At 70.9% G+C, this 23,846-nt stretch carries 21 protein-coding genes; all 21 read left to right on the top strand.

The features are described 5' to 3' along the window. Positions 1-33: 33 nt before the first annotated feature. Positions 34-429 (top strand): DUF3040 domain-containing protein, encoded by a 396-nt coding sequence (locus tag M1L56_RS08810; RefSeq protein WP_067945323.1) that lies wholly within the window; start codon positions 34-36, stop codon positions 427-429. A 247-nt stretch (positions 430-676) separates the two neighbouring features. Further along, positions 677-1,108, top strand: a complete 432-nt coding sequence (gene mraZ / locus M1L56_RS08805; protein ID WP_067945325.1) for a division/cell wall cluster transcriptional repressor MraZ — start codon at positions 677-679, stop codon at positions 1,106-1,108. Between the two features lie 103 nt (positions 1,109-1,211). After that, entirely contained in the window at positions 1,212-2,165 is a 954-nt protein-coding gene (rsmH, locus tag M1L56_RS08800) for a 16S rRNA (cytosine(1402)-N(4))-methyltransferase RsmH (protein ID WP_248598927.1), read from the top strand. Then, the gene (locus M1L56_RS08795) at positions 2,162-2,746 is read left to right on the top strand and encodes a hypothetical protein (protein WP_082846891.1); all 585 of its coding nucleotides are present in this window, start codon (positions 2,162-2,164) and stop codon (positions 2,744-2,746) included. Before rsmH ends, M1L56_RS08795 begins: the two co-directional genes overlap by 4 nt. A 55-nt stretch (positions 2,747-2,801) precedes the next feature. After that, complete coding sequence (locus M1L56_RS08790) at positions 2,802-4,595, top strand: penicillin-binding protein 2 (RefSeq protein ID WP_248598926.1); 1,794 nt, start codon at positions 2,802-2,804, stop codon at positions 4,593-4,595. A gap of 13 nt (positions 4,596-4,608) precedes the next feature. Beyond that, a complete protein-coding gene (locus M1L56_RS08785) occupies positions 4,609-6,153 on the top strand; it encodes a UDP-N-acetylmuramoyl-L-alanyl-D-glutamate--2,6-diaminopimelate ligase (protein ID WP_248598925.1) in 1,545 nt (514 codons plus the stop codon). Beyond that, entirely contained in the window at positions 6,150-7,562 is a 1,413-nt protein-coding gene (gene murF / locus M1L56_RS08780) for a UDP-N-acetylmuramoyl-tripeptide--D-alanyl-D-alanine ligase (RefSeq protein WP_248598973.1), read from the top strand. The genes M1L56_RS08785 and murF overlap by 4 nt, the downstream gene beginning before the upstream one ends. Beyond that, complete coding sequence (mraY, locus tag M1L56_RS08775; protein WP_248598924.1) at positions 7,559-8,653, top strand: phospho-N-acetylmuramoyl-pentapeptide-transferase; 1,095 nt, start codon at positions 7,559-7,561, stop codon at positions 8,651-8,653. The genes murF and mraY overlap by 4 nt, the downstream gene beginning before the upstream one ends. Further along, the gene (gene murD / locus M1L56_RS08770) at positions 8,638-10,191 is read left to right on the top strand and encodes a UDP-N-acetylmuramoyl-L-alanine--D-glutamate ligase (RefSeq protein WP_248598923.1); all 1,554 of its coding nucleotides are present in this window, start codon (positions 8,638-8,640) and stop codon (positions 10,189-10,191) included. Before mraY ends, murD begins: the two co-directional genes overlap by 16 nt. Beyond that, positions 10,148-11,404, top strand: coding sequence for a putative lipid II flippase FtsW (gene ftsW, locus M1L56_RS08765; protein WP_248598922.1), 1,257 nt, complete (start codon positions 10,148-10,150; stop codon positions 11,402-11,404). Before murD ends, ftsW begins: the two co-directional genes overlap by 44 nt. Beyond that, positions 11,401-12,501: an undecaprenyldiphospho-muramoylpentapeptide beta-N-acetylglucosaminyltransferase gene (gene murG / locus M1L56_RS08760; RefSeq protein WP_248598921.1), complete on the top strand. Its 1,101-nt coding sequence runs from the start codon at positions 11,401-11,403 to the stop codon at positions 12,499-12,501. Before ftsW ends, murG begins: the two co-directional genes overlap by 4 nt. 46 nt (positions 12,502-12,547) lie before the next feature. After that, entirely contained in the window at positions 12,548-13,954 is a 1,407-nt protein-coding gene (gene murC, locus M1L56_RS08755) for a UDP-N-acetylmuramate--L-alanine ligase (protein ID WP_248598920.1), read from the top strand. A 10-nt stretch (positions 13,955-13,964) separates the two neighbouring features. Next, a complete protein-coding gene (locus tag M1L56_RS08750; RefSeq protein WP_248598919.1) occupies positions 13,965-15,002 on the top strand; it encodes an FtsQ-type POTRA domain-containing protein in 1,038 nt (345 codons plus the stop codon). Positions 15,003-15,161: 159 nt separating this feature from the next. Next, positions 15,162-16,352: a cell division protein FtsZ gene (gene ftsZ, locus M1L56_RS08745; protein WP_067945344.1), complete on the top strand. Its 1,191-nt coding sequence runs from the start codon at positions 15,162-15,164 to the stop codon at positions 16,350-16,352. Positions 16,353-16,395: 43 nt separating this feature from the next. Continuing rightward, complete coding sequence (locus tag M1L56_RS08740) at positions 16,396-17,067, top strand: YggS family pyridoxal phosphate-dependent enzyme (RefSeq protein ID WP_248598918.1); 672 nt, start codon at positions 16,396-16,398, stop codon at positions 17,065-17,067. Between the two features lie 33 nt (positions 17,068-17,100). Then, a complete protein-coding gene (locus tag M1L56_RS08735; RefSeq protein ID WP_067945346.1) occupies positions 17,101-17,574 on the top strand; it encodes a cell division protein SepF in 474 nt (157 codons plus the stop codon). 9 nt (positions 17,575-17,583) lie between these two features. After that, on the top strand, positions 17,584-17,889 hold the full coding sequence (locus M1L56_RS08730) for a YggT family protein (protein ID WP_067945348.1): 306 nt from the start codon (positions 17,584-17,586) through the stop codon (positions 17,887-17,889). 114 nt (positions 17,890-18,003) lie between these two features. Continuing rightward, positions 18,004-18,705 carry a DivIVA domain-containing protein gene (locus tag M1L56_RS08725; protein WP_248598917.1) on the top strand — a complete coding sequence of 234 codons (702 nt, stop codon included), beginning with the start codon at positions 18,004-18,006 and terminating at the stop codon, positions 18,703-18,705. Further along, entirely contained in the window at positions 18,695-19,303 is a 609-nt protein-coding gene (lspA, locus tag M1L56_RS08720) for a signal peptidase II (RefSeq protein WP_067945352.1), read from the top strand. Before M1L56_RS08725 ends, lspA begins: the two co-directional genes overlap by 11 nt. Position 19,304: 1 nt before the next feature. Continuing rightward, entirely contained in the window at positions 19,305-20,225 is a 921-nt protein-coding gene (locus M1L56_RS08715; RefSeq protein WP_248598916.1) for an RluA family pseudouridine synthase, read from the top strand. Positions 20,226-20,302: 77 nt separating this feature from the next. After that, positions 20,303-23,833, top strand: a complete 3,531-nt coding sequence (gene dnaE / locus M1L56_RS08710; RefSeq protein ID WP_374256320.1) for a DNA polymerase III subunit alpha — start codon at positions 20,303-20,305, stop codon at positions 23,831-23,833. Positions 23,834-23,846 lie beyond the last annotated feature (13 nt).

Genomic DNA, 23,846 nt, shown 5'->3' with positions numbered 1-23,846 from the left:
CGAAGCGTCGGTTCCGAACACGAGGGGAATGAGATGCCGCTTTCGGAGCAAGAGCAGCGCCTTCTCGAAGAGATGGAGCGGAACCTCTACAAGAACGACGCCGACTTCGTCGCGACCGTCGGAGGTTCGGGCCGTGGTCGTCCCAATTACCGGGCGATCGTGATCGGCGTGCTGCTCGCCGTGGCCGGAGCCGGTGCCCTCATCGGCGGGGTCGCCTCCCAGCTGCTCATCGTCGGCGTCCTCGGCTTCGCGCTCATGTTCGTCGGGGTCCTCGTGGCCATCACGCCGTCCAAGCGCACGGCGACCGCCGCGTCGCCGTTCGCCGGCCCGACGCAGACGGGCGCCGCGCGGCCGAGCGCGCCCGCTCGTGGCGGTTTCATGGACCGCCTCAACGAACGATGGGATCGCCGCCAGGAGGGCCGCGACTGACGCTCCACCCCGACTGAACCACTCCGCCTGACGGGCCGATCATCTGATCGGCCCGTTTTTCGTGCTCCCCGGGCGCCACACGTCTTCCCGAGCCATCCACTTCCCTCCACCCTTCGAGAAGCCTGAGAATCCGGGCTTCCACTGAGGTACGACGCGCCGAAACGCGGCAATGTCATTGAGTGGTGGAGGACAGTGGAGTAAAGTGGGGTCACGCCTGGTTCCTGGCCGGAGGAGTGGGGGTGACGCGATGTTCCTCGGAAGCTACGAGCCCAAGCTCGATGAGAAGGGTCGCGTCATTCTTCCGGCGAAGTTCCGGGAGGAGCTGTCGAACGGCCTCGTGCTCACACGAGGTCAGGAGCGCTGCATCTACGTGTTCAGCGCGCGGGAATTCGAGAGCATGAGCGACAAGATCCGCCAGGCCCCGGTGACGAGCAAGCAGGCGCGCGACTACATGCGCGTCTTCCTCTCGGGGGCATCCGCGGAGACCCCCGACAAGCAGCATCGGGTGACCATCCCCGCGACGCTTCGCGCGTATGCGGGCCTCGGCCGCGACCTCACGGTCATCGGCGCAGGCAGCCGGGTGGAGATCTGGGATGCGGCGGCGTGGCAGACGTACCTCGCCGAGCAGGAGGCGGCCTTCGCGGAGACGGCGGAGGAGGTGATTCCCGGACTCTTCTGAGTCCTCGGGTCCCGACTCCCAGCCGTGCGAGCCTGCTGCACTTCCCCGCAGCAGGACGAACGGATGGGGATCGGGCCCCGAGGCCCGGAAGGAGGGAGAGCACATGGACATCGATCGCATCCACACGCCGGTCATGCTGGAGCGCACGCTCGACCTGCTGGCGCCGGCGCTCGAGCGCGAGGGCGCCGTCTTCGTCGACGCCACGCTCGGCATGGGCGGGCACAGCCTCGCCGTCCTCGAGCGCTTCCCGGGTGCCGTCGTGATCGGACTCGACCGCGACACCGAGGCTCTCGCCATCGCGCGGGAGCGGCTCGCCCGATTCGGCGACCGCATGCGCTTCGTCCACACGGTGTACGACGGCATCGCCGGCGCGGTGCGGGGCGAGGGCTTCGACGAGGTCCAGGGCATCCTGTTCGACCTCGGCGTCTCCTCGATGCAGCTCGACCGGGCCGAGCGCGGCTTCGCCTACGCGAAGGACGCCCCGCTCGACATGCGCATGGACTCGACCCGGGGCCGCACGGCCGCCGACGTGATCGCCGAGTACGACGAGGACCAGCTCCGCCGGATCTTCCAGGAGTACGGCGAGGAGAAGCTCGCGGCCCGATACGCCCGGGCCATCGTCCGGGCGCGCGAGGCCGAGCCCATCACGCGCTCCGGTCGGCTGGTCGAGGTCCTCACGGATGCGACGCCGGCCGCGGTGCAACGCGCCGGGCACCCCGCCAAGCGCGTGTTCCAAGCCCTGCGCATCGAGGTGAACGAGGAGCTCGTCGCGCTGGAGGCGGCGATCCCCGCGGCCCTCGACCTCGTCTCGACCGGAGGGCGCATCGTCGTGCTCTCGTACCAGTCGCTGGAGGACCGCCTCGTGAAGCGGGCCCTCGCCGCGGCATCGAGCTCCACAGCCCCCGCAGGGCTGCCCATGGAGCTCCCCGAGCATCGTCCGCAGTTCCGCCTCCTCGTAAGGGGCGCGGAGCTGGCGAGCGAGTCCGAGCAGGCGGAGAACCCGCGTGCCAAGCCGGTGCGGCTCCGTGCCGCAGAGCGAGTGAGGAGGCCGTCGTGAGCGCACTGCCGGCCCAGACACGACCCGTCCGACGGCCCGCCACCGAGCGCGGTCCGCGGCTCAGGCCGGTACCCGAGGCGCCCGCAGGCACCCGCGGTCGTCCGCGGCTCGCCTATGCCGTGGTCGCGCTCGCCTCGATCGGGGCGATCGCGATCGTGCAACTGCTCCTGTCGATCGCGATGACCCAGGGCGCGTACGAGATGGACGAGCAGCTCCTGCGGCAGGCGGAGCTGCGTCGCGAGGAGGCGAAGCTCTCCGACGACCTCGACCGCATGGGCTCGCCGCAGTTCCTCGCCATGAACGCCGAGGCGCTCGGCATGGTCCCGAATGCCGAGCCGGTGTACCTGCGACTGTCCGACGGAGCCGTGCTCGGGGAGCCGACGCCCGCCGGTGGCGCCGCGGCATCCGCTGCGCCCCTCGTGCCGAATGCCCTGATCGACGGCGTGCCGCCCGTGACGGAGCAGGCGGAGGGGAAGACTGCGAAGGAGGGCCAGGGGGGTCGGCCCGACGCTCCGGCGGCGGGCACCCCCGCCGCACCGCCCGCGCTGACCGGGGGGCTGCCGACCCCGGCGACGCACTGATCGCCCGACCGAGCCGACCACACCACACGAGGAGCGAAACCCGACGATGAACCGAGTGAGCCGGCATCCCATGCGGCGGATCCTCGCCGCCGGCGTGGTCCTGCTCCTGCTGGTCGGGTGGTTCGTGCTCCGACTCGTCGACATCCAGGTCGTGCGCGCCGCCGAACTCAACGAGGCCTCGCAGGACGTCCGGTCCCGTGACCAGACGATCTACGGGGAGCGCGGCGAGATCCTCGATGCCACGGGCGCGGTCCTCGCCGAGACCGTCGTGCGCTACGACATCGCGCTGTCGCCCAAGCAGGCCATGCTCGGCCGGGTGACCCGCGAGGAGCCGGACCCCGACGACCCGTCGAGCACCCGGACGGTCGAGGTGCCGCTCGATCAGGTCCTCGCCGAGCTCGGCGAGGTCATCGGTCGGACGGGCGAGGAGCTCCGCACGCAGATCGACACCGCCCTCGCCGCCGACCCCGACGACGACTTCGAGTACGCCGCGCGGCACGTCGACACGGCGACCTACGAAGCGGTCAAGGCCCTCGGGATCCCGTGGGTGGAGCCCTACATCCAGCCCGGGCGCCGCTACCCCAACGGGGCCGTGGCGGGCAACCTGCTCGGCTTCACGAACGCCGACGGCGAACCCGTGGCGGGACTCGAGCTGTCGGAGGACCAGTGCCTCGCGGCCGAGAACGGCACCATGCGGTCGCTGCGCAGCCTCACCGACTGGGTGACCATCCCCGGCTCCGAGCAGGTGATCGAGGAGTCGCACGACGGCGGCGACCTGCAGCTGACGATCGACGCCGACCTGCAGTACTTCGTGCAGCGCGTCGCGGCCGAGCAGGTCGCGGCGGTGCAGGCCGACTGGGCCACCGTCACCGTGATGGAGGCGAAGACCGGTCGGCTCCTCGCCGTGGCGGACGTGCCGACCGTCGACCCGAACTCGCCGACGTCCGTCGACTCGCAGGACCGCGGTTCGCGGGCGTTCACCGCGCCGTTCGAACCCGGATCGACGTTCAAGTCGCTGACCTCGGCATCCGTCATCGACGCGGGGGAGGCGACGCCGACGAGCCGCGTCACCGCGCCGTACCGATACGAACCCGACGGCGCCGACATCACGGACTCCTTCGGCCACGACCCCGAGCGCTGGACCATGACGGGCATGCTCATCGTGTCGTCGAACACGGGCATGTCGATGTTCGGCGAGCGGCTGACCGACGCCGAGCGGTACGACTACATGCGGGCCTTCGGCCTGGGCTCGCCGACCGAGGTGGGCTTCGCGAGCGAGGCGGCCGGCGACCTGAACTACGACGGCGGCTGGCCGGACTCGCAGACGCGCTACGCGACCATGTTCGGCCAGGGCCTCACGACGACGGCCGTGCAGATCGCGAGCGCCTACCAGGCGATCGCGAACGGCGGCGTCCGCAAGCCGGTGACGCTGGTCGACGGATGCCGCATGCCGGACGGCACGCTCGAGGGGGAGCCGGCCACCGAGGGCCGGCGGGTCATCTCCGAGGCCGCCGCGCAGGAGACCACCGACATGCTCGAGCGCGTGTACGAGGACGCATGGGTCTCGGACCTGTGGGAGATCCCCGGATACCGGGTGGCCGCGAAGACCGGTACCGCGCAGTTCTCCGACGGCGACGGCTACGAGGCGGGGTACCTGGTGTCGGTCGCCGGCTTCGCCCCGGCCGACGACCCCGAGTTCGTCGTTTCGGTGAGCATCAAGAACCCGGTTAAGATGAATTCGTCCGCCGCAGCTGCTCCCGTCTTCCAACAGGTGATGAGCCAGGTGCTGAAGAAGTATCGGACGGTTCCATCCGGCGCTCCGGCGCCTGAACTGCCAGCAAACTGGTGAGAAAGTTGGGTTCGTGACCGGAACGCCTCCGACGGCACTCCGGCCGCAGCACCCGAATCCTCGTTCGCTCCGCGGCCTCGCGGAGGCGTTCGGATTCGAGGTGCGCGGCGGGATCGACGACCTCGACGTGACCGGCGTGGCCATCGCGTCGGGCGCGGTCCAGGGCGGCGACCTCTACGTCGGCGTCCCGGGCCGCAACGCGCACGGTGCGCGGTACGCCGGCCAGGCGGCGGCGAACGGCGCGGTGGCGGTGCTGACGGATGCCGCCGGCGTCGAGCTCGCGGCGGAGTCCGGACTGCCGGTCCTCGTCACGCCCGACGCGCGCGCCGCGCTCGGCGAGGTGGCGGCATGGATCCACCGGACGGACGAGAACCCCGCCACCCTGCTCGCGGTCACGGGCACGAACGGCAAGACGAGCGTCGTCTACCTGCTCTACGCGATCCTGCGCCAGATGGGCGTCACGGCTGGGCTCACCTCGACGGCGGAGCGCCGGATCGGCGATGAGGCGGTCACGAGTTCGCTCACGACGCCCGAGGCGAGCGAGCTGCACGCGCTGCTCGCGCGCATGCGCGAGGTCGACGTGCGCGCGGTCGGCATCGAGGTGTCGGCGCAGGCCCTCACCCGGCACCGGGTCGACGGCCTCGTGTTCGACATCGCGGGCTTCACGAACCTGTCGCACGACCACCTCGACGACTACGCGTCGATGGACGAGTACTTCGAGGCCAAGCGCGAGCTCTTCACGCCCGAGCGTGCTCGCCGCGGCGTCGTCACGGTCGATTCGGAGTGGGGACGCCGCCTGGTGGCCGACACCCGGATCCCCGTCACGACCCTCGCGACCGAGCCGGGCGTCGATGCCGACTGGCGGATGTCGCTCCTCGAGCAGGCGCCGACGCGCACGTCGTTCCGGCTCGAGGGCCCCGACGGCCGCGCGCTCGAGACGCACGTGCCGCTCATCGGCCGCTTCATGGCCGCCAACGCGGCGCTCGCCGTCGTGATGCTCGTCGAAGCGGGGCACGATCTCGACCTCATCGCCGGGGCGATCGCGGAGCGCGGCATCGACGCGTACATCCCGGGTCGCGCGGAGCGCGTCTCGGGCGAGCGCGGACCGGTCGTGTACATCGACTACGGCCACACGCCCGATGCGTTCGAGCAGGCGCTCGAGGCCATCCGCAGCACGACCGACGGACGCGTCGTCATGGTCTTCGGCGCCGACGGCGACCGCGACACGACCAAGCGCGCCGACATGGGCGCGATCGCGGCTCGCGGCGCCGACGCGCTCGTCATCACCGACTTCCACCCCCGCTCCGAGGACCCGGCCGCGATCCGCGCGGCCCTGATCGCGGGGGCCCTCGCGGCGGTGCCCGAGCGGGAGATCCACGAGATCGGCGACCCGCGGGCCGCCTTCCGACGTGCGCTGACGCTCGTCGGCGAGGGGGACGCGGTGCTCTACGCCGGCCCGGGCCACGAGGACTACCACGAGGTGGCCGGGGTGAAGCATCCGTATTCGGCCCGGGACGACGCCCGGCTGGCACTGCAGGAAGCGGGGTGGCTCGAATGATCGCGCTGACCATGGCCGAGATCGCCGAGGCGACGTCCGGGCGGTTCGAGGCGAGCGGCACGGAGGCGACGCCCGAGTCGGTGGTAACGGGTGCCGTCACGACCGATTCGCGCGAGGTCGAGCCCGGCGGGGTCTTCGTCGCCAAGCGCGGCGAGGCCGACGACGGGCACCGGTTCGCGCCGGGCGCGGCCGAGCAGGGCGCGGCGCTCCTCATCGTGGAGCGGCCGCTGGAGGTCCCCGTGCCGCAGATCGTCGTGTCGGACTCCGTCGAGGCGCTGGGCGCGCTGGCGACCGAGGTCGTCCGGCGGGTTCGCGCCCTCGGCCGCCTGCGGATCGTCGGGGTGACCGGATCGAACGGCAAGACGACCACGAAGAACCTCCTGCGCACCGTCCTCGAGCAGGTCGGCCCCACCGTGGCCGCCCGCAAGAGCTACAACAACGAGGTGGGCGCCCCGACGACCATGCTCGAGCTCACCGAGGACACCGAGTTCCTGGTGGCGGAGATGGGCGCCTCGGGCATCGGGCACATCGCGCACCTCGTGCGCATGGCCCGCCCCGACGTGGGCATCGTGCTCAAGGTCGGCCTCGCCCACGCCGGCGAGTTCGGCGGCATCGAGAAGACGGTGCAGGCGAAGTCCGAGATGGTCACCGACCTGCTCCCGACCGACGTGGCGGTGCTGAACGTCGATGACCCGCGCGTCGCCTCGATGGCGGAGCTCACGCGCGCACGCGTCGTCTGGTTCGGGCTCGCCGAGGAGGCCGACGTGCGCGCCACCGACGTCGTGGTCCACGCCCGCGGCACCTCGTTCACCGTCACGGTGCCCGGCGGGGAGTCGGCCCGGGTGGACTTCTCGGTCCTCGGCGAGCACCACGTGATGAACGCGCTCGCGGCGGTCGCCGCGGCGCTGCAGCTCGACGTGCCGCTCGACACGATCGTCGCCGGCCTCGAGCAGGTGACGCTCGCCGAGGAGGGCCGCATGCAGGTCCTGGGCGGCCGCGACGACATCACGGTCATCAACGACGCGTACAACGCCAGCCCCGACTCGATGGCGGCGGCGCTGAAGACGCTCGCGCAGGTGAAGCGTCCGGGTGCGCGCAGCATCGCCGTGCTCGGCGAGATGAGCGAGCTGGGCGAGTTCTCGGGGGAGGAGCACGACCGCATCGGCCTGCTCGCCGTGCGGCTCGGGATCTCGCAGCTGGTCGTTGTGGGCGAGGGGGCTCGGCGCCTGCACATCTCCACGATCAACGAAGGATCGTGGGACGGCGAGTCGGCGTACGTCGACACCGCCGACGAGGCGTTCGAGCTCGTGACGTCCATGGCCCGCCCGGGGGACACCGTGCTGGTGAAATCGTCGAACGCGGCGGGGCTCCGTCACCTCGGCGACCGACTGGGAGAATGGTTCGCGTGAGAGCACTTCTGACCGCCGGAGCCTTGTCGCTCTCCTTCACGCTCTTCCTGACGCCGCTGTTCATCCGGCTGTTCACGAGGCTCGGGTGGGGGCAGTTCATCCGCGACGACGGACCCCAGACCCACCACGTGAAGCGCGGCACGCCCACCATGGGCGGCATCATCTTCATCCTCGGCACGCTGTTCGGCTACTTCAGCGCCACGTTGATCATCGGCGACGGTCCGACCGCGTCGGGCCTGCTCGTCCTGTTCATGATGGTCGGGCTCGGCATCGTCGGCTTCATCGACGACTTCCTGAAGACCCGCAAGAAGCAGAGCCTGGGGCTCGGCGGATGGGCGAAGATCGCCGGCCAGACGCTCGTGGCCGCCGCGTTCGCGCTCCTGGCCCTGCAGTTCCCGAACGAGCAGGGCGCGACGCCGGCGACGACGAAGATCTCGTTCATCCGCGACCTGCCGCTGGACTTCATGGTCTTCGGCACGGTGTTCGGCATCGTGGCGTACGTCGCGTGGATCGTGCTGATCTCCGCCGCCGCCTCGAACGGCGTGAACGTCACCGACGGGCTCGACGGTCTCGCATCCGGTGCCTCGATCCTCGCGATCGGCTCGTTCATCATCATCGGGTTCTGGCAGTTCAACCAGTCCCGCTTCAGCGAGAACCTGAACCCGAGCGACCTGTACCGCAGCTACGACGTGCGCGATCCGCTCGACCTCGCCATCGTCGCGACCGCGATCGTCGGCGCGGTCGTCGGCTTCCTCTGGTGGAACACCAACCCGGCGCACATCTACATGGGCGACACCGGCTCGCTCGCACTCGGCGGCGCGCTCGCGGCGCTCGCGGTGACGAGCCAGACCGAACTGCTGCTCCTCGTGATCGGCGGCCTCTTCGTGATCGAGGCCGGATCGGTCATCGTCCAGCGGGCCTACTTCAAGCTGTCCGGCGGCAAGCGCATCTTCCTGATGAGCCCGATCCACCACCACTTCGAGCTCAAGGGCTGGGCCGAGGTCACGATCGTCGTGCGCTTCTGGATCATCGGCGGCCTCTTCGTCGCCGCCGGCGTGGGCGCGTTCTACTTCGAATGGCTGCAGAGTTGACGGATGCCACGGCCGGCGCCACGCGCCTCGACGGACTGACCAGCTGGCACGCCGACTGGCGCGGGCTCCGCGTCGCCGTGCTCGGCCTCGGCGTGACGGGCTTCGCGGTCGCCGACACCCTGGCCGAGCTCGGCGCCGACGTGACGGTGTTCGCGCGCGACCGCGACGACGACCGTGCCCGGATCCTCGACGTGATCGGCGTCCGCCTCGTCGTGCACCCGCTCGACGAGGTGCCCGCCGACCTCGCCGAGACGCCCCCCGAACTCGTGGTGGTCTCGCCCGGCTTCCGCCCCGACCATCCCGTGCTCCGGTGGGCGGCGGATGCCGGCGTGCCGGTGTGGGGCGACATCGAGCTGGCCTGGCGCGTGCGCGACAAGGTGAAGGCCGCCGAGTGGATGCTCGTCACGGGCACGAACGGCAAGACGACCACCGTGCAGCTCGCGGCGACGCTCATCGCAGCGCACGGCGTGCGGGTCGCGCCGTGCGGCAACATCGGCGTGCCCGTGCTCGACGCGGTCCGCGACCCGCTCGGCTACGACGTCCTCGTCGTCGAGCTCTCGAGCTTCCAGCTCCACGCGATGCCCACGAGCGGTCCGGGGGCGGTGCACCCGTTCTCCAGCGTCTGCCTGAACCTCGCCGACGATCACCTCGACTGGCACGGTTCCATGGAGGCCTACCGGGACGCGAAGGCCAAGGTGTACCAGAACGCCAAGGTCGCGTGCGTGTACAACCGCGCCGACGAGGCGACCATGCACATGGTCGAGGACGCCGAGGTCGAGGAGGGCGCCCGCGCGATCGGCTTCGGGCTCGACACCCCGGGCCCGAGCGACTTCGGCGTGGTCGACGGCATCCTGTGCGACCGGGCGTTCCTCGAGGAGCGGCGGACCGCCGCGCTCGAGATCACCACCCTCGACGAGCTCGAGCCCCGGGGGCTCGCCGTCCCGCACATCGTCGCGAACATCCTCGCCGCCTCGGCGCTCGCTCGCTCGTACGGCGTGCCGGTGGGCGTCATCCACGATGCGCTCGCCTCGTTCCGCCTCGACGCGCACCGGATCGAGACGGTCGCCATTGCAGGCGGCGTCCGCTGGATCGACGACTCGAAGGCCACCAACCCGCACGCGGCCGAAGCCTCGCTGCGCGCGTTCGGCCGCGTGGTCTGGATCGTCGGGGGCCTCCTCAAGGGCGTCGACGCCGACGCGCTCGTCGCGCGCCACGCCGCGCGCCTTCGGGCGGCGATCGTGATCGGTCGCGACCGCGCCGCGCTCGTCGAGGCGTTCCGCCGACACGCGCCCGAGGTGCCCCTCTTCGAGGTCGCGACGACCGACACTGAGAGCGTGATGCCCGACGCCGTCGCCCTGGCGGCCTCGGTCGCGGAGGACGGGGACACCGTGCTCCTCGCCCCGGCCGCGGCATCCATGGACCAGTTCACGGACTACGCCGACCGCGGGCGGCGATTCCACGACGCCGTCCGAGAGCGGCTGGGAGGCACGACGAATGACGAGCCCGACTCGGACGACCCGCCCGCAGAAGGGCGCTGACGGCTCGGGGCTCGCTGCCCGGATCCGGCTGGGGGCGTTCCGCGCCGAGTCGAAGGACTACTTCCTGCTGCTCGGCACGGTCCTCTTCCTCGTGGTGCTCGGGCTCGTCATGGTGCTGTCCTCCTCGATCGTCCAGTCGGGCCTCGAGAACGACGGCGACTTCACGTCCCGCGCCCTGCAGCAGGCGACGTACGCCCTCATCGGCGTACCGGTCATGCTCATCGCCGGGCGGATGCCCGAGACCTTCTGGATGCGGATCGCCTGGATCGCGCTCGGCATCTCGTGCGCCCTCCAGCTGCTCGTCGTCGCCACGCCGCTCGGCGTCGAGGTCGGCGGCAACACCAACTGGCTGCGCATCGGCGGCGTCCAGTTCCAGCCCTCCGAGCTCATCAAGGTCGCGCTCGTCATCTGGCTCGGCCTGATCGTGACGAAGAAGAAGGACCAGCTCGGCGACTTCACGCACGGCATCCTCCCCATCCTGCTGGTCGGCGGCGGCGCCATCGGGCTCGTGCTCCTCGGCGGCGACCTCGGCACGGTCATGGTGATGGCCGGGATGCTGCTCGGCACCCTCTTCCTCATCGGCGTCCGACTGCGCCTGCTCCTCGTCCCGCTGCTGTTCGGCGTGGTGGCCTTCGGCCTCGTCGCGGTGTCCAGCGAGAGCCGCATGAAGCGCATCACCGCGTTCCTCCAGGAGCACTGCACCCAGTTCGACACCGCCGACTGCTGGCAGATCCAGCACGGCACCTTCGCGCTCGCCAACGGCGGGATCTTCGGCGTCGGGCTCGGCAACTCCGCCGCGAAGTGGTCGTGGCTGCCCGCGGCCGACAACGACTTCATCTTCGCGATCATCGGCGAGGAACTCGGACTCATCGGCGCGATCGTGGTGCTCGGCCTGTTCGTCCTGCTCGCCCTCGCGCTCGCGCGGGTGCTCCGCGCAGCCGAGACGCCGTTCGCCAAGACGGTCGCGGCGGCGGTGCTCGTCTGGGTCATCGGCCAGGCCTGTGTCAATATCGGTGTCGTGCTCGGCGTCTTCCCCGTCCTCGGTGTCCCGCTGCCGCTCGTCTCCGCCGGCGGCACGGCACTGCTCACCACCCTCTTCGCGATCGGCATCGTCCTGTCCGTCGCGCGCGATCCGCAGGCTCCCGAGCGCGCGACCGTCCGCGCGGAGCAGCGCCGCGAGGCCCGTGCCGAGAAGGCGGCCCGCGCTCGATGACGACGTACCTGCTCGCCGGCGGGGGCACCGCCGGCCACGTGAACCCCCTGCTCGCCGTCGCCGATCGGCTCCGCGAGCGCGACCCGGCGGCCGACGTGCTCGTGCTCGGCACCGCCGAGGGCCTCGAGTCGCGGCTCGTGCCCGCGCGGGGCTACGAACTGATCACCATCGAGAAAGTGCCCTTCCCGAGGCGTCCGAACGGCGCGGCGCTCCGCTTCCCGGGTCGCTTCCGTCGATCCGTTCGCACGGTCGCCGACGTCATCGCCGAGCGCCGGGTCGACGTGGTCGTGGGCTTCGGCGGCTACGTCGCCACTCCCGCCTACCTCGCCGCCCGGCGGGCCGGCGTTCCCGTGGCGATCCACGAGGCGAACGCCAAGCCGGGGCTCGCCAACCGCCTCGGCGCGCGCTTCGCGGCACGCGTGGGCGTGGCGTTCCGCGGCACGCCGCTGCCGCGTGCGGAGTTCGTCGGGATGCCGCTGCGTCGCGAGATCGAGACGCTCGACCGCGTCGGGCGTCGCGCCGAGGCGGCCGAGCTCTTCGGACTCGATCCGGCCCGGCCGGTCCTGCTCGTCACCGGCGGATCCCTCGGCGCCCGCCGGATCAACCGCACGATGGTCGGCAGCGCGTCGTCCGTCGTCGGCGCGGGCTGGCAGGTGCTCCACGTCACCGGCGCGGCATCCGATGTCGACGACCCGGGGATCGACGGCTACCGCATGGTCGAGTACGCCGACCGGATGGATCTCGCGCTGGCGATCGCCGACGTGGCGGTCTCCCGGGCGGGTGCCGCGACGGTGAGCGAGCTCTCCGCCCTGGGGATCCCGGCGGTGTACGTCCCGTATCCGGTGGGCAACGGCGAACAGCGGTTCAACGCGGCCGACGTCGTCGGGGCCGGTGGCGGGCTGCTCGTCGACGATGCGGCGTTCCTGCCCGAGTGGGTCGAGCGGGAGCTCGTGCCCCTGCTCGCCGATCGCGAGCGCCGGTCGGAGATGGGCCGCGCGGCGGCATCCGTCGGCGCCCTCGACGGCACCGACCGCATGGTGGCGCTCGTCGACGGCGCGCTGGCGCTTCCGGGCGCTCCGCCCTCGCCGGGCGCGTAACGTTGACGTCGACCGCCGCACACCATCGAGGAAGCACCACGACACCGTGACCATCAAGCCCGACCTCTCCACGCCCATCCCCGCCGACCTCGGCGCCGTCCACTTCGTCGGCATCGGCGGATCCGGCATGAGCGGCATCGCGCGCCTCGTGCTCGGGGCCGGGCACCGCGTCACGGGCTCCGACGTGCGGGACTCCGACAACATCGCCGCCCTCCGCGACCTCGGCGCGACCGTCGCCATCGGGCACGCCGCCGAGAACCTGCCGGCCGTCGTCGACACGGTCGTGGTGACCGGGGCGCTCTGGCAGGACAATCCCGAGTACCAGCTGGCGCTCGAGCGCGGCATCCCGGTGCTGCACCGCTCGCAGGCGCTCGCGTCGGTGATCGCCGGCCAGCGCCTGGTCTCGGTCGCGGGCGCGCACGGCAAGACGACCTCCACCGGCATGATCATCACGGGGCTGCTCGCGCTCGGCGAGGACCCGAGCTTCGTCAACGGCGGCGTCATCGAGGAACTCGGCGTGAGCTCGGCGTCCGGATCGGGCGAGCTGTTCGTCGTCGAGGCCGACGAGTCCGACGGCTCCTTCCTGCTCTACGATACGTCGGTCGCGCTCATCACGAACGTCGACCCCGACCACCTCGACCACTACGGTTCGCTCGAGGCCTTCGAGCAGGCGTTCGTCGACTTCGCCGACCGGGCACGCGAGTTCGTCGTGATCTCCTCCGACGACGAGGGTGCCCAGCGGGTGGCCGGGCGCCTGTCCCACGAGCGCGTGATCACGTTCGGCGAGGCGACGGATGCCACGGTCCGCGTGCACTCGATCGAGACCGACGGCCCGGTGGCGTTCGCCGTCTCGTACGAGGGCGCCGAGTACCGGGCTCGCCTGCGCGTTCCCGGGCGCCACAACGCGATCAACGCCGCCGGCGCGTTCGCGGTGCTCGTGGGGCTGGGCTTCGACCCCGCCGCCTCGCTCGAGGGCATCGCACGGTTCGCCGGCACCGGCCGGCGGTTCGAGCTCCACGGCACGGTCGAGGGCGTGAGCGTCTTCGACGACTACGCGCACCACCCGACCGAGGTGGCGGCCGCGCTGTCCGCCGCGCGCACGGTCGTCGGCGACGGCCGCATCATCGCCGTCCACCAGCCGCACCTCTACAGCCGCACGCGGCTGTTCGCGAAGGAGTTCGCGGAGGTGCTCGAGCAGTACGCCGACGAGACGGTCGTGCTCGACGTCTACGGTGCCCGCGAGGACCCGGAGCCGGGCGTGACCGGGGCGCTCGTGAGCGAGCGGTTCGAGCAGCCCGAGCACGTGGCGTTCATCGCCGACTGGCAGGAGGCGGCCGACCACACCGCGCGGATCGCCCGTCCCGGCGACTTCGTGATCACCCTCGGCTGCGGTGACGTCTACCGCATCGTGCCGCAGATCCTCGGCTCGCTCGAGCGCGAGCGGCGCGCCTGAGGATCGGTCGATGAAGCGGCCGCAGGGATTCCAGCCGCCGGCGGCGCCGGCGCGACCGCCCGGGCGGGATCCTGCGGCGCCGACCCGAAGCTCGGCGCGCCGCGGCGCGCCGTCGCGCGACCAGGCGCTCACCGAGCCGATCCGCCTCGACATGGATGAGCGCGCGGCTGCAGCCGTCCCGATGCGCGCGCAGTCCGAGTCCCGGGAATCGGCGCGCGCCGAGACCGTGCCCTCGACGGATGCCGCGGCCGCGGCGTCGCCGACCGGCACGGCGATGCGCGACGTGCGGGCCGCGAGGCGCGCCCTGGCTGCGGCCGAACGGCGCCGTCGGAGGTATGAGCGGCAGGAGGTGCGCCGGTTCACGCGTCGCGGTCGGCTGCGGCGGATGACCTGGCTCGCGGGGCTCGCGGCGGTCGCGGCGCTCGCCCTGCTCGCGGTCGGCGTGGCGTACTCCCCGCTCATGGCGCTGCGCGAGATCCGCGTCGAGGGCGCCTCGCGCGTGCCGGCCGCCGACATCCGTGCGGCGTTCGACGATCGCCTCGGCACGCCGCTGCCGCTCATCACGACCGACGAGGTGCGCGGAGCGCTGTCGGAGTTCCCGCTGATCGAGACCTATTCGACCGAGACGGTGCCACCCGGCACCCTGGTCGTGCGTATCGTCGAGCGCACGCCGGTCGGCGTGGTCGAGACCGCCTCCGGGCTCGTCACGGCGGATGCCGCGGGCGTGGTGATCGAACGCGTCGAGGCGGCGCCCGAGGGACTGCCGCTCGTGAACGCGGAGGGCGGGCTGGACGGCGACGCCTACCGGGCGGCCGGTGCGGTGCTCCGCAGCCTCCCGGCGGAGCTGCGCGCGCAGGTCGCGCAGGTGACGGCGGACACGCCCGACGATGTTCGGTTGGAACTGGCCGAGGGCGCGGTGGTCGTGTGGGGGAGCGCGGACGAGTCGTCGCTCAAGGCGACGGTCCTGGCGCGCCTCATGGCGGCCGCTCCGCCGGAGGACGTCGGCGGCTACGACGTGTCGGCGCCGCTCAGCGCGGTCGTGTACTGATCCGTCCGGCGAGAACGGACAACGGATCGCGACACGCGGGAGTGCCTCGCGGCCCGGTGGGTCGCCGACGCTACCGTCGAGATCAGGAATTGCATACTCGGCAAAACTTTAACCTTCGACTGGAGGTTGAAAGTTCAGAGTTCGCACGGAGGGCCGGACATGTCGACTAACCAGAACTACCTCGCCGTCATCAAGGTCGTCGGCATCGGCGGTGGCGGCGTCAACGCCGTCAACCGCATGATCGAACTCGGACTGCGTGGCGTCGAGTTCATCGCGATCAACACCGACGCCCAGGCGCTGCTCATGAGCGATGCCGACGTCAAGCTCGACGTCGGCCGCGACCTCACCCGCGGTCTCGGGGCGGGTGCCGACCCGGAGGTCGGGCGCCGCGCCGCCGAGGACCACGCCGAGGAGATCGAGGAGGCGCTCGCGGGCGCCGACATGGTGTTCGTCACCGCGGGCGAGGGCGGCGGCACGGGCACCGGCGGCGCCCCCGTCGTGGCGCGCATCGCGAAGTCGATCGGCGCACTCACCATCGGTGTCGTGACGAAGCCGTTCAGCTTCGAGGGCAAGCGTCGCCAGACCCAGGCCGAGCAGGGCGTCGCGCGCCTGAAGGAAGAGGTCGACACCCTCATCGTCGTGCCGAACGACCGGCTCCTCGAGATCAGCGACCGGGGCATCTCGATGCTCGAGGCGTTCGCCACGGCCGACCAGGTGCTCCTCGCCGGTGTGCAGGGCATCACCGACCTCATCACCACGCCCGGCCTCATCAACCTCGACTTCGCCGACGTGAAGTCGGTGATGCAGGGGGCGGGCTCGGCCCTCATGGGCATCGGCTCCTCGAGGGGCGCCGATCGGGCGATCAAGGCGGCCGAGCTCGCCGTCGCCAGCCCGCTGCTCGAGGCGTCGATCGACGGGGCCCACGGCGTGCTGCTGTCGATCCAGGGCGGCTCGAACCTCGGCATCTTCGAGATCAACGACGCCGCGCGACTCGTCCAGGAGGCCGTGCACCCGGAGGCGAACATCATCTTCGGCGCGGTGATCGACGACACCCTCGGCGACGAGGTCCGCGTGACGGTGATCGCCGCCGGGTTCGACGGCGGCGACCCCATGCCCAAGCCGGTCGAGGTGAAGAAGCCGGCGGCCGTCCCGGCCGCGGTCGGTGCGGGCGTCGGCGCGGTCCTCGCGGGCTCCGACGCGGGCGAGCCGCTCGCGGAGATCGACATCGAGGAGCTCGTCGAGACGGCGAACTGGGGCGAGGCGACGAGCACCACGGCTGACCAGATCGTCTCCGACCCGGCGTTCGCCGACGACTCCGACGACCTCGACATCCCCGACTTCCTGAAGTGAGGGGCCGGCCCGGGGCCGGCGGGACGATGCCGGGGGAGCGGTCATGAGCGCCCTGGCGGACCGGCTGCACTCGGTGCGCGCCGGCATCGAGGACGCCGCCCGCGTCGCCGGGCGCGATCCGGACGGGATCACCACGATCGTCGTGACGAAGTTCCAGCCGGTCTCGCTGATCCGCGAGCTGGCTGCCCTCGGCGTGCGCGACGTCGGTGAGAACCGTCACCAGGAGGCGCAGGCGAAGGCCGCCGAACTCGGCGACCTCGGGCTCCGATGGCACTTCGTCGGGCAGTTGCAGAGCAAGAAGGCCAGGCAGGTGCGCGCCTACGCGTCTGCGATCCACTCGGTGGACCGCGAATCGCTCGTCGACGCGCTCCGCTCGGAGGAGGCATCCGTCGACTGCTTCGTGCAGGTCAACCTCACCGACGACCCGGGCCGCGGGGGCGTGGCGCCCGACGCGCTGGAGACCCTCGTCGAGAAGGTCCTCGAGACGCCCGGTCTCGAGCTCCGCGGCCTCATGGCGGTGGCTCCCCTCGGCGAGCCGGCGCGGCCCGCGTTCGCGAACGTCCGGACGATGTCCGAGCGGGTGCGGCGGCTCGCGCCCGAAGCCACGTCGTTGTCCATGGGGATGTCGCACGACTATCGCGACGCCATCTTGGAGGGTGCGACACACCTTCGGATCGGCACGGCAATCACGGGCAATCGGCCGACCGGCGGATAGCCTCGAACCACGGAACCACTGACGGAGGCAGCGATGTCGAACCCGCTCAAGAAGACCATGGTCTACCTCGGACTCGCCGATGAGGAGCTCGAGCCCGAGACCGCGCAGCCGGCGCCCGCGCCCGTCGTGCACGCCGCGCCCGCGCCGGCCGCCCCCAAGGGCGGCGCCGCGGTGACGCCGCTCCGGAAGACGCACGTCCAACCCACACCCCCGCAGGCGGATATGAACGAGATCCTCACGGTGCACCCGCGCCAGTACCGCGACGCACAGATGATCGCCGAGTCCTTCCGGGACGGCGTGCCGGTCATCATCAACCTGTCGCAGATGTCCGACGCCGACGCGCGCCGACTCATCGACTTCGCCAGCGGCCTCTCGCAGGGCCTCTACGGCAAGATCGAGCGGGTCACCAGCAAGGTGTTCCTCCTCTCTCCGGCGCACGTGGTCGTGTCGGGTGAGGCGGGCGAGGCCGAGGGCGACGTGGACGCATCGTTCTTCGCGCACGCGTAGACTCCCGACGTGAGTGCCCTCGCCGTCGTCTGGAATCTGGTCTACACCCTCCTCCTCATCTACTTCTTCGCGATGTGGGCGCGGTTCGTGCTCGACCTCGTCCGCACCTTCAACCGCTCGTGGCGTCCCCGCGGCGTCATGCTGGTGCTCGTCGAGGCCGTGTACACCATCACCGACCCGCTCGTGAAGTTCTTCCGCCGCCTGATCCCGCCGATCCGCCTCGGGCAGGTCGCGCTCGACCTCGGCTGGAGCGTCGCGATGCTCGTGGTCATCATCGCGATGACCGTCGTGTCGTCGCTCGCGGCGGCGTCCTGAGCGGATGCGGGGAGCGGTCCGGCGGCGTGTCGCTGCACTGCCTCCGCTCGGGTCTCTTTGCTACCGTTAGCTGAACGTGATCGACAGTTCGAAAGATTCGAGGGATGGGAAGCCATGGCGCTAACTCCGGAAGATGTGGTCAACAAGCGCTTCCAGGCGACGAAGTTCCGGGAGGGCTACGACCAGGACGAGGTCGATGACTTCCTCGACGAGGTGGTCGTCGAGTTGCGCCGGCTGAACCAGGAGAACGAGGAACTCCGGCAGCGGCTCGCCGCGGCCGAGGCTCGTTCCTCCGAGGGCGGCCAGGCCGCACCGACCCCGGCGCCCGCACCGGCCGCGCCCGCCCCGGTCTATGCGGAGCCCGCCGCCACGCCGCCGACCGTCGCCGTGCCGACGCACACCGCGACGCCCCAGTCGGAGATCGACGAGCAGACCAGCACGACCAACCTGCTGCAGCTCGCCCGTCGCCTGCACGAGGAGCACGTGCGCGAGGGCGTCGAGAAGCGCGACGCGCTGATCGCCGAGGGCCACGCGACCGCCGCGCGCATCGTCGCCGAGGCCGAGGCCAAGCAGCGTGCGCAGATGGGCATCCTCGACCAGGAGCGGATGGCGCTGGAGAAGCGCGTCGACGAGCTCCGCGTGTTCGAGCGCGAGTACCGCCAGAAGCTGAAGAGCTACATCGAGGGCCAGCTCCGCGAGCTCGACACGGCGCAGCCGGTGCAGGTCTCCGGCGGATCCGGGTTCTCGGCGCCCGTCGGCGCCCAGGGCGTGAGCAACGAGCAGCCGTCGCCGACGTTCCAGGGCTTTGCGGGCTGAGCGCCCGGCCAGGGTCGGCATCACCGCACTGCTCATCCTGGTCGGCGTCGCCGTCACCATCTACGGCGTCGACCAGGTGAGCAAGCAGTTCGTGGTCACGAGCCTCGCCGAGGGCGAGGTCGTGCCCGTGCTCGGGAACGTCCTCCAGTGGCAGTTCGTCCGCAACCCGGGCGCGGCGTTCTCGATCGCCAGCGGCATGACGTGGATCTTCACGATCCTCGCCGCCGGCGTGATCACGTTCATCGTCTGGTTCGCACGTCGCATCCGCTCGATCGCCTGGGCCCTGGTGTTCGGGCTGCTGCTCGGCGGCGTGCTGGGCAACCTCACCGATCGCCTGTTCCGTGAGCCGGGCTTCGGCGTCGGCCACGTGATCGACTTCATCTCGACGCCGTGGCTCATCCCCGCGATCTACAACGTGGCGGACATCGCGATCGTGTCGAGCATGGTACTGTTCATGATCCTCACGATCCGCGGCGTCGGGCTCGACGGAAGCCGGCCCGCGCGCGACCGCACGGGCGCCGAGGCGGAGGAGCCGGGCCGCGGCGAACGCGACGCGCGCGGAGGCACGGCCGGCGTCGAGCTGGCGCGCGAGCCCTGACATGGAGCACCGGTCCCTCCCCGTCCCCGACGGGCTCGACGGGTCGCGGGTCGACGCGGGGCTCGCGAAGCTCCTCGGGTTCTCGCGCACGCAGGCGGCGGAGGTCGCCTCGGCCGGCGGCGTCCTGCTCGATGGGTCGGTCGTCGACAAGGCCGACCGGCTGCGCGCCGGCTCCTGGCTCGAGGTGAGCTGGGCGCCTCCGCGCGCGCTCGAGGTCGAGGCGATCCCGGTCCCCGACCTCGGCATCGTCCACGACGACGACGACCTCGTCGTGGTGGACAAGCCCGCGGGCGTCGCGGCCCACCCGTCGCTCGGGTGGGAGGGCCCCACGGTCGTGGGCGCCCTCGCCGCGGCCGGCTACCGGATCTCCACGTCGGGAGCGGCGGAGCGGCAGGGCGTCGTCCACCGCCTGGACCAGGGCACGAGCGGCCTCATGGTCGTGGCGAAGTCCGAGCGCGCCTACCGCGAACTGAAGCGGCAGTTCCACGACCGCGAGGTCGACAAGGTCTACCACACGGTGGTGCAGGGCCACCCCGATCCGCTGGCGGGGACGATCGACGCGCCGGTCGGGCGCCACCCGCGGTCCGAGTGGAAGTTCGCCGTGACGACGGACGGCAAGCACGCGGTCACGCACTACGAGACGATCGAGGCGTTCCCCTACGCGTCGCTGCTCGAGGTGCACCTCGAGACCGGGCGCACGCACCAGATCCGCGTGCACATGGCGGCGCAGCGGCATCCGTGCGCGGGTGACGCGATGTACGGCGCCGACCCGACGCTGAGCGCCCGGCTCGGTCTCGAGCGGCAGTGGCTGCACGCGAAGGAGCTCTCGTTCGTCCATCCGGGCACGGGGGAGTGGACGACCTACGAGTCCGACTACCCGGCCGACCTGCAGCACGCCCTCGACGTCCTCCGCGGCGACTGAGCGAGCGACGCCGCGCGTCAGCGACCCGCACGTCGGCGGCTCGCAATACACTGTGAGCACCCCCGAAGCACCACCCGATGAGGAGCCCTGTGGCCGCCGATTCCTTCGTCCACCTGCACGTGCACTCCGAGTACTCGATGCTCGACGGTGCGGCCCGGGTCGGCGAGTTGATGAAGGCCGCCGCCGCCGAGGGCATGCCGGCCGTGGCGATGACCGACCACGGCAACGTGTTCGGCGCGTTCGACTTCTGGAAGCAGGCGACCGACGCCGGGGTGAAGCCCATCATCGGCACCGAGGCGTACCTCACGCCGGGCACCCACCGCAGCGACAAGACCCGCGTGCGCTGGGGGAACGGCGGCGGTGACGACGTGTCGGGGTCGGGCGCGTACACGCACATGACGCTGCTCTCCGAGACCACCGAGGGCATGCACAACCTGTTCCGGCTCTCGAGCCTCGCGTCGATCGAGGGCTACTACTTCAAGCCGCGCATGGACCGCGAGCTGCTGCAGACGTACTCGGCCGGGCTCATCGCGACCACCGGCTGCCCGTCGGGCGAGGTGCAGACCCGCCTGCGCCTCGGCCAGTACGACGAGGCCGTGAAGGCCGCCGCCGAGTTCCGCGACATCTTCGGCAAGCAGAACTTCTTCGCCGAGATCATGGACCACGGCCTCGGCATCGAGAAGCGGATCATGGACGACCTGCTCCGCCTCGCGAAGCAGCTCGACCTCCCGCTCGTGGCCACGAACGACCTGCACTACACGCACGCCCACGACGCGAAGAGCCACGCGGCGCTGCTCTGCGTCCAGTCCGGCTCGACCCTCGACGACCCGAACCGGTTCAAGTTCGACGCCGACGAGTTCTACCTGAAGTCGGCCGCCGAGATGCGGCACCTCTTCCGCGACCACCCCGAGGCCTGCGACAACACGCTGCTCATCGCCGAGCGCTGCGACGTCCAGTTCAACACGAGCGCGAACTACATGCCGCGCTTCCCGGTGCCCGAGGGCGAGAGCGAGCAGAGCTGGTTCGTGAAGGAGGTCGAGCGCGGCCTCCACGAGCGCTACCCGGGCGGCATCCCGGACGACGTGCGCAAGCAGGCGGCCTACGAGGTCGAGGTCATCAGCCAGATGGGCTTCCCCGGCTACTTCCTCGTCGTCGCCGACTTCATCAACTGGTCGAAGAACAACGGCATCCGGGTCGGTCCCGGCCGCGGCTCCGGCGCCGGATCCATGGCCGCGTACGCGATGCGCATCACCGACCTCGACCCGTTGCAGCACGGTCTGATCTTCGAGCGGTTCCTCAACCCCGACCGCGTCTCGATGCCCGACTTCGACGTCGACTTCGACGAGCGTCGTCGCGGTGAGGTCATCAAGTACGTGACCGAGAAGTACGGCGACGAGCGCGTGGCGCAGATCGTCACGTACGGCACCATCAAGGCGAAGCAGGCGCTCAAGGACTCCTCGCGCGTGCTCGGATTCCCCTTCGGCATGGGCGAGAAGCTCACCAAGGCGATGCCTCCCGCGGTGATGGGCAAGGACATCCCGCTGTCCGGCATCCTCGACAAGGACCACCCGCGCTACAAGGAGGCGGGCGACATCCGCGCCCTCATCGAGACCGACGCGGAGGCGAAGACGGTCTTCGAGACGGCGCTCGGGCTCGAGAACCTCAAGCGGCAGTGGGGCGTGCACGCCGCGGGCGTCATCATGTCGAGCGAGCCGCTCATCGACATCATCCCGATCATGAAGCGGGAGCAGGACGGCCAGATCGTCACGCAGTTCGACTATCCCGCGTGCGAGTCGCTCGGCCTCATCAAGATGGACTTCCTGGGGCTCAGGAACCTCACGATCATCGACGACGCGCTCGACAACATCGAGGCGAACCGCGGCTTCCGGCCGGTGCTCGAAGACCTGGCCCTCGACGACGCCGAGGCGTACCAGCTGCTCTCGCGCGGCGACACGCTCGGCGTGTTCCAGCTCGACGGCGGCCCCATGCGCTCGCTGCTCCGCCAGATGAAGCCCGACAACTTCGAGGACATCTCGGCCGTCATCGCGCTCTACCGTCCGGGCCCGATGGGCGCGAACTCGCACATCAACTACGCGCTCCGCAAGAACGGCCTGCAGCCGATCACGCCGATCCATCCCGAACTCGAGGAGCCCCTGCGCGAGATCCTCGACACCAGCTACGGCCTGATCATCTACCAGGAGCAGGTCATGGCGATCGCGCAGCGGGTCGCCGGGTTCAGCCTCGGCCAGGCCGACATCCTGCGCCGCGCGATGGGCAAGAAGAAGAAGTCCGAGCTCGACAAGCAGTACGAGGGCTTCTCCGGCGGCATGAAGGCCAACGGCTACTCGGATGCCGCGATCAAGACGCTCTGGGACATCCTGCTGCCCTTCTCCGACTACGCGTTCAACAAAGCGCACTCCGCCGCGTACGGCGTGCTCAGCTACTGGACCGCGTACCTCAAGGCGCACTATCCGGCCGAGTACATGGCGGCGCTGCTCACGAGCGTCGGCGACGCCCGCGACAAGCTCGCGCTGTACCTCAACGAGTGCCGCCGCATGGGCATCAAGGTCCTGCCGCCCGACGTGAACGAGTCCATCGGGTTCTTCGCCGCCGTCGGCGACGACATCCGCTTCGGGCTCGGCGCCGTGCGCAACGTCGGCTTCAACGTGGTCGACGCGATCCGTGCGGCGCGCGACGCGAAGGGCCGGTTCGAGTCGTTCCACGACTTCCTGAAGAAGGTGCCGACGCAGGTCGCCAACAAGCGCACGGTCGAGTCGCTGATCAAGGCCGGCGCGTTCGACTCGCTCGGGCACACCCGCCGGGCGCTCGTGGAGATCCACGAGGGCGCCGTCGAGGCGGCGGTGAAGGAGAAGCGCGCGGAGGAGAACGGCGACGTCGGCTTCGACTTCGACAGCCTGTTCGAGGACCACGAGAAGGAGGCGGCGCCCTCGCCCGTGCCCGACCGGCCCGAATGGTCCAAGCGCGACAAGCTCGCGTTCGAGCGCGAGATGCTCGGCCTCTACGTCTCCGACCATCCGCTCGCGGGCCTCGAGGCGACGCTCGCGAAGCACGCGTCGACCACCATCACCGATCTGATGAGCTCGGATGGCACGCAGGACGGCGACGTCGCGACGATCGCGGGCCTGGTGACCAGCGTGCAGCACCGCGTCGCGCGGCAGTCCGGAAACCAGTACGGGATGATCCAGGTGGAGGACTTCTCCGGCGAGATCACCGTGATGTTCATGGGCAAGGCGTACCAGGAGTTCGCTCCGGCGCTGAAGGGCGACTCGATCGTCGTCGTGCGCGGCCGCGTGAGCCTGCGCGACGACGGGATGAACCTGCACGCGTACAGCGTGTTCGAGCCCGAGGTGGGACAGGGCGACGAGAACGGGCCGGTCGTCATCTCCCTGCCCGACGTCCGGGCGACGACCGACACGATCACGGCGCTCGGCGATGTCCTCATCCGCCATCGAGGCGACACCGAGGTGCGGCTGAAGCTCACCAAGGGGCGCACCGCACGCGTGTTCGAGTTGCCCTACCCCGTCGCCGTGAGCGCCGACTTCTACGGCGAGCTGAAGAGCCTGCTCGGTCCGAACTGCCTCACGTGACGGGTGCCCAGCG

Source organism: Agromyces sp. C10 (assembly GCF_023217995.1).
Lineage (GTDB): Bacteria > Actinomycetota > Actinomycetes > Actinomycetales > Microbacteriaceae > Agromyces > Agromyces indicus.
The sequence above is the reverse complement of the archived record's forward strand: the minus strand, read 5'-3'. Positions and strand labels throughout refer to the sequence as shown.

Bases quoted from the DNA above. Each gene is read 5' to 3' on its own strand.
- M1L56_RS08740 (WP_248598918.1), top strand. From the start codon at position 16,396: ATGAGCGCCCTGGCGGACCGGCTGCACTCGGTGCGCGCCGGCATCGAG.
- ftsW (WP_248598922.1), top strand. From the start codon at position 10,148: ATGACGAGCCCGACTCGGACGACCCGCCCGCAGAAGGGCGCTGACGGC.
- murD (WP_248598923.1), top strand. From the start codon at position 8,638: ATGGCTGCAGAGTTGACGGATGCCACGGCCGGCGCCACGCGCCTCGAC.
- murG (WP_248598921.1), top strand. From the start codon at position 11,401: ATGACGACGTACCTGCTCGCCGGCGGGGGCACCGCCGGCCACGTGAAC.
- mraZ (WP_067945325.1), top strand. From the start codon at position 677: ATGTTCCTCGGAAGCTACGAGCCCAAGCTCGATGAGAAGGGTCGCGTC.
- M1L56_RS08750 (WP_248598919.1), top strand. From the start codon at position 13,965: ATGAAGCGGCCGCAGGGATTCCAGCCGCCGGCGGCGCCGGCGCGACCG.
- M1L56_RS08715 (WP_248598916.1), top strand. From the start codon at position 19,305: ATGGAGCACCGGTCCCTCCCCGTCCCCGACGGGCTCGACGGGTCGCGG.
- murF (WP_248598973.1), top strand. From the start codon at position 6,150: ATGATCGCGCTGACCATGGCCGAGATCGCCGAGGCGACGTCCGGGCGG.
- M1L56_RS08810 (WP_067945323.1), top strand. From the start codon at position 34: ATGCCGCTTTCGGAGCAAGAGCAGCGCCTTCTCGAAGAGATGGAGCGG.
- ftsZ (WP_067945344.1), top strand. From the start codon at position 15,162: ATGTCGACTAACCAGAACTACCTCGCCGTCATCAAGGTCGTCGGCATC.
- M1L56_RS08725 (WP_248598917.1), top strand. From the start codon at position 18,004: ATGGCGCTAACTCCGGAAGATGTGGTCAACAAGCGCTTCCAGGCGACG.
- dnaE (WP_374256320.1), top strand. From the start codon at position 20,303: ATGAGGAGCCCTGTGGCCGCCGATTCCTTCGTCCACCTGCACGTGCAC.
- M1L56_RS08735 (WP_067945346.1), top strand. From the start codon at position 17,101: ATGTCGAACCCGCTCAAGAAGACCATGGTCTACCTCGGACTCGCCGAT.
- rsmH (WP_248598927.1), top strand. From the start codon at position 1,212: ATGGACATCGATCGCATCCACACGCCGGTCATGCTGGAGCGCACGCTC.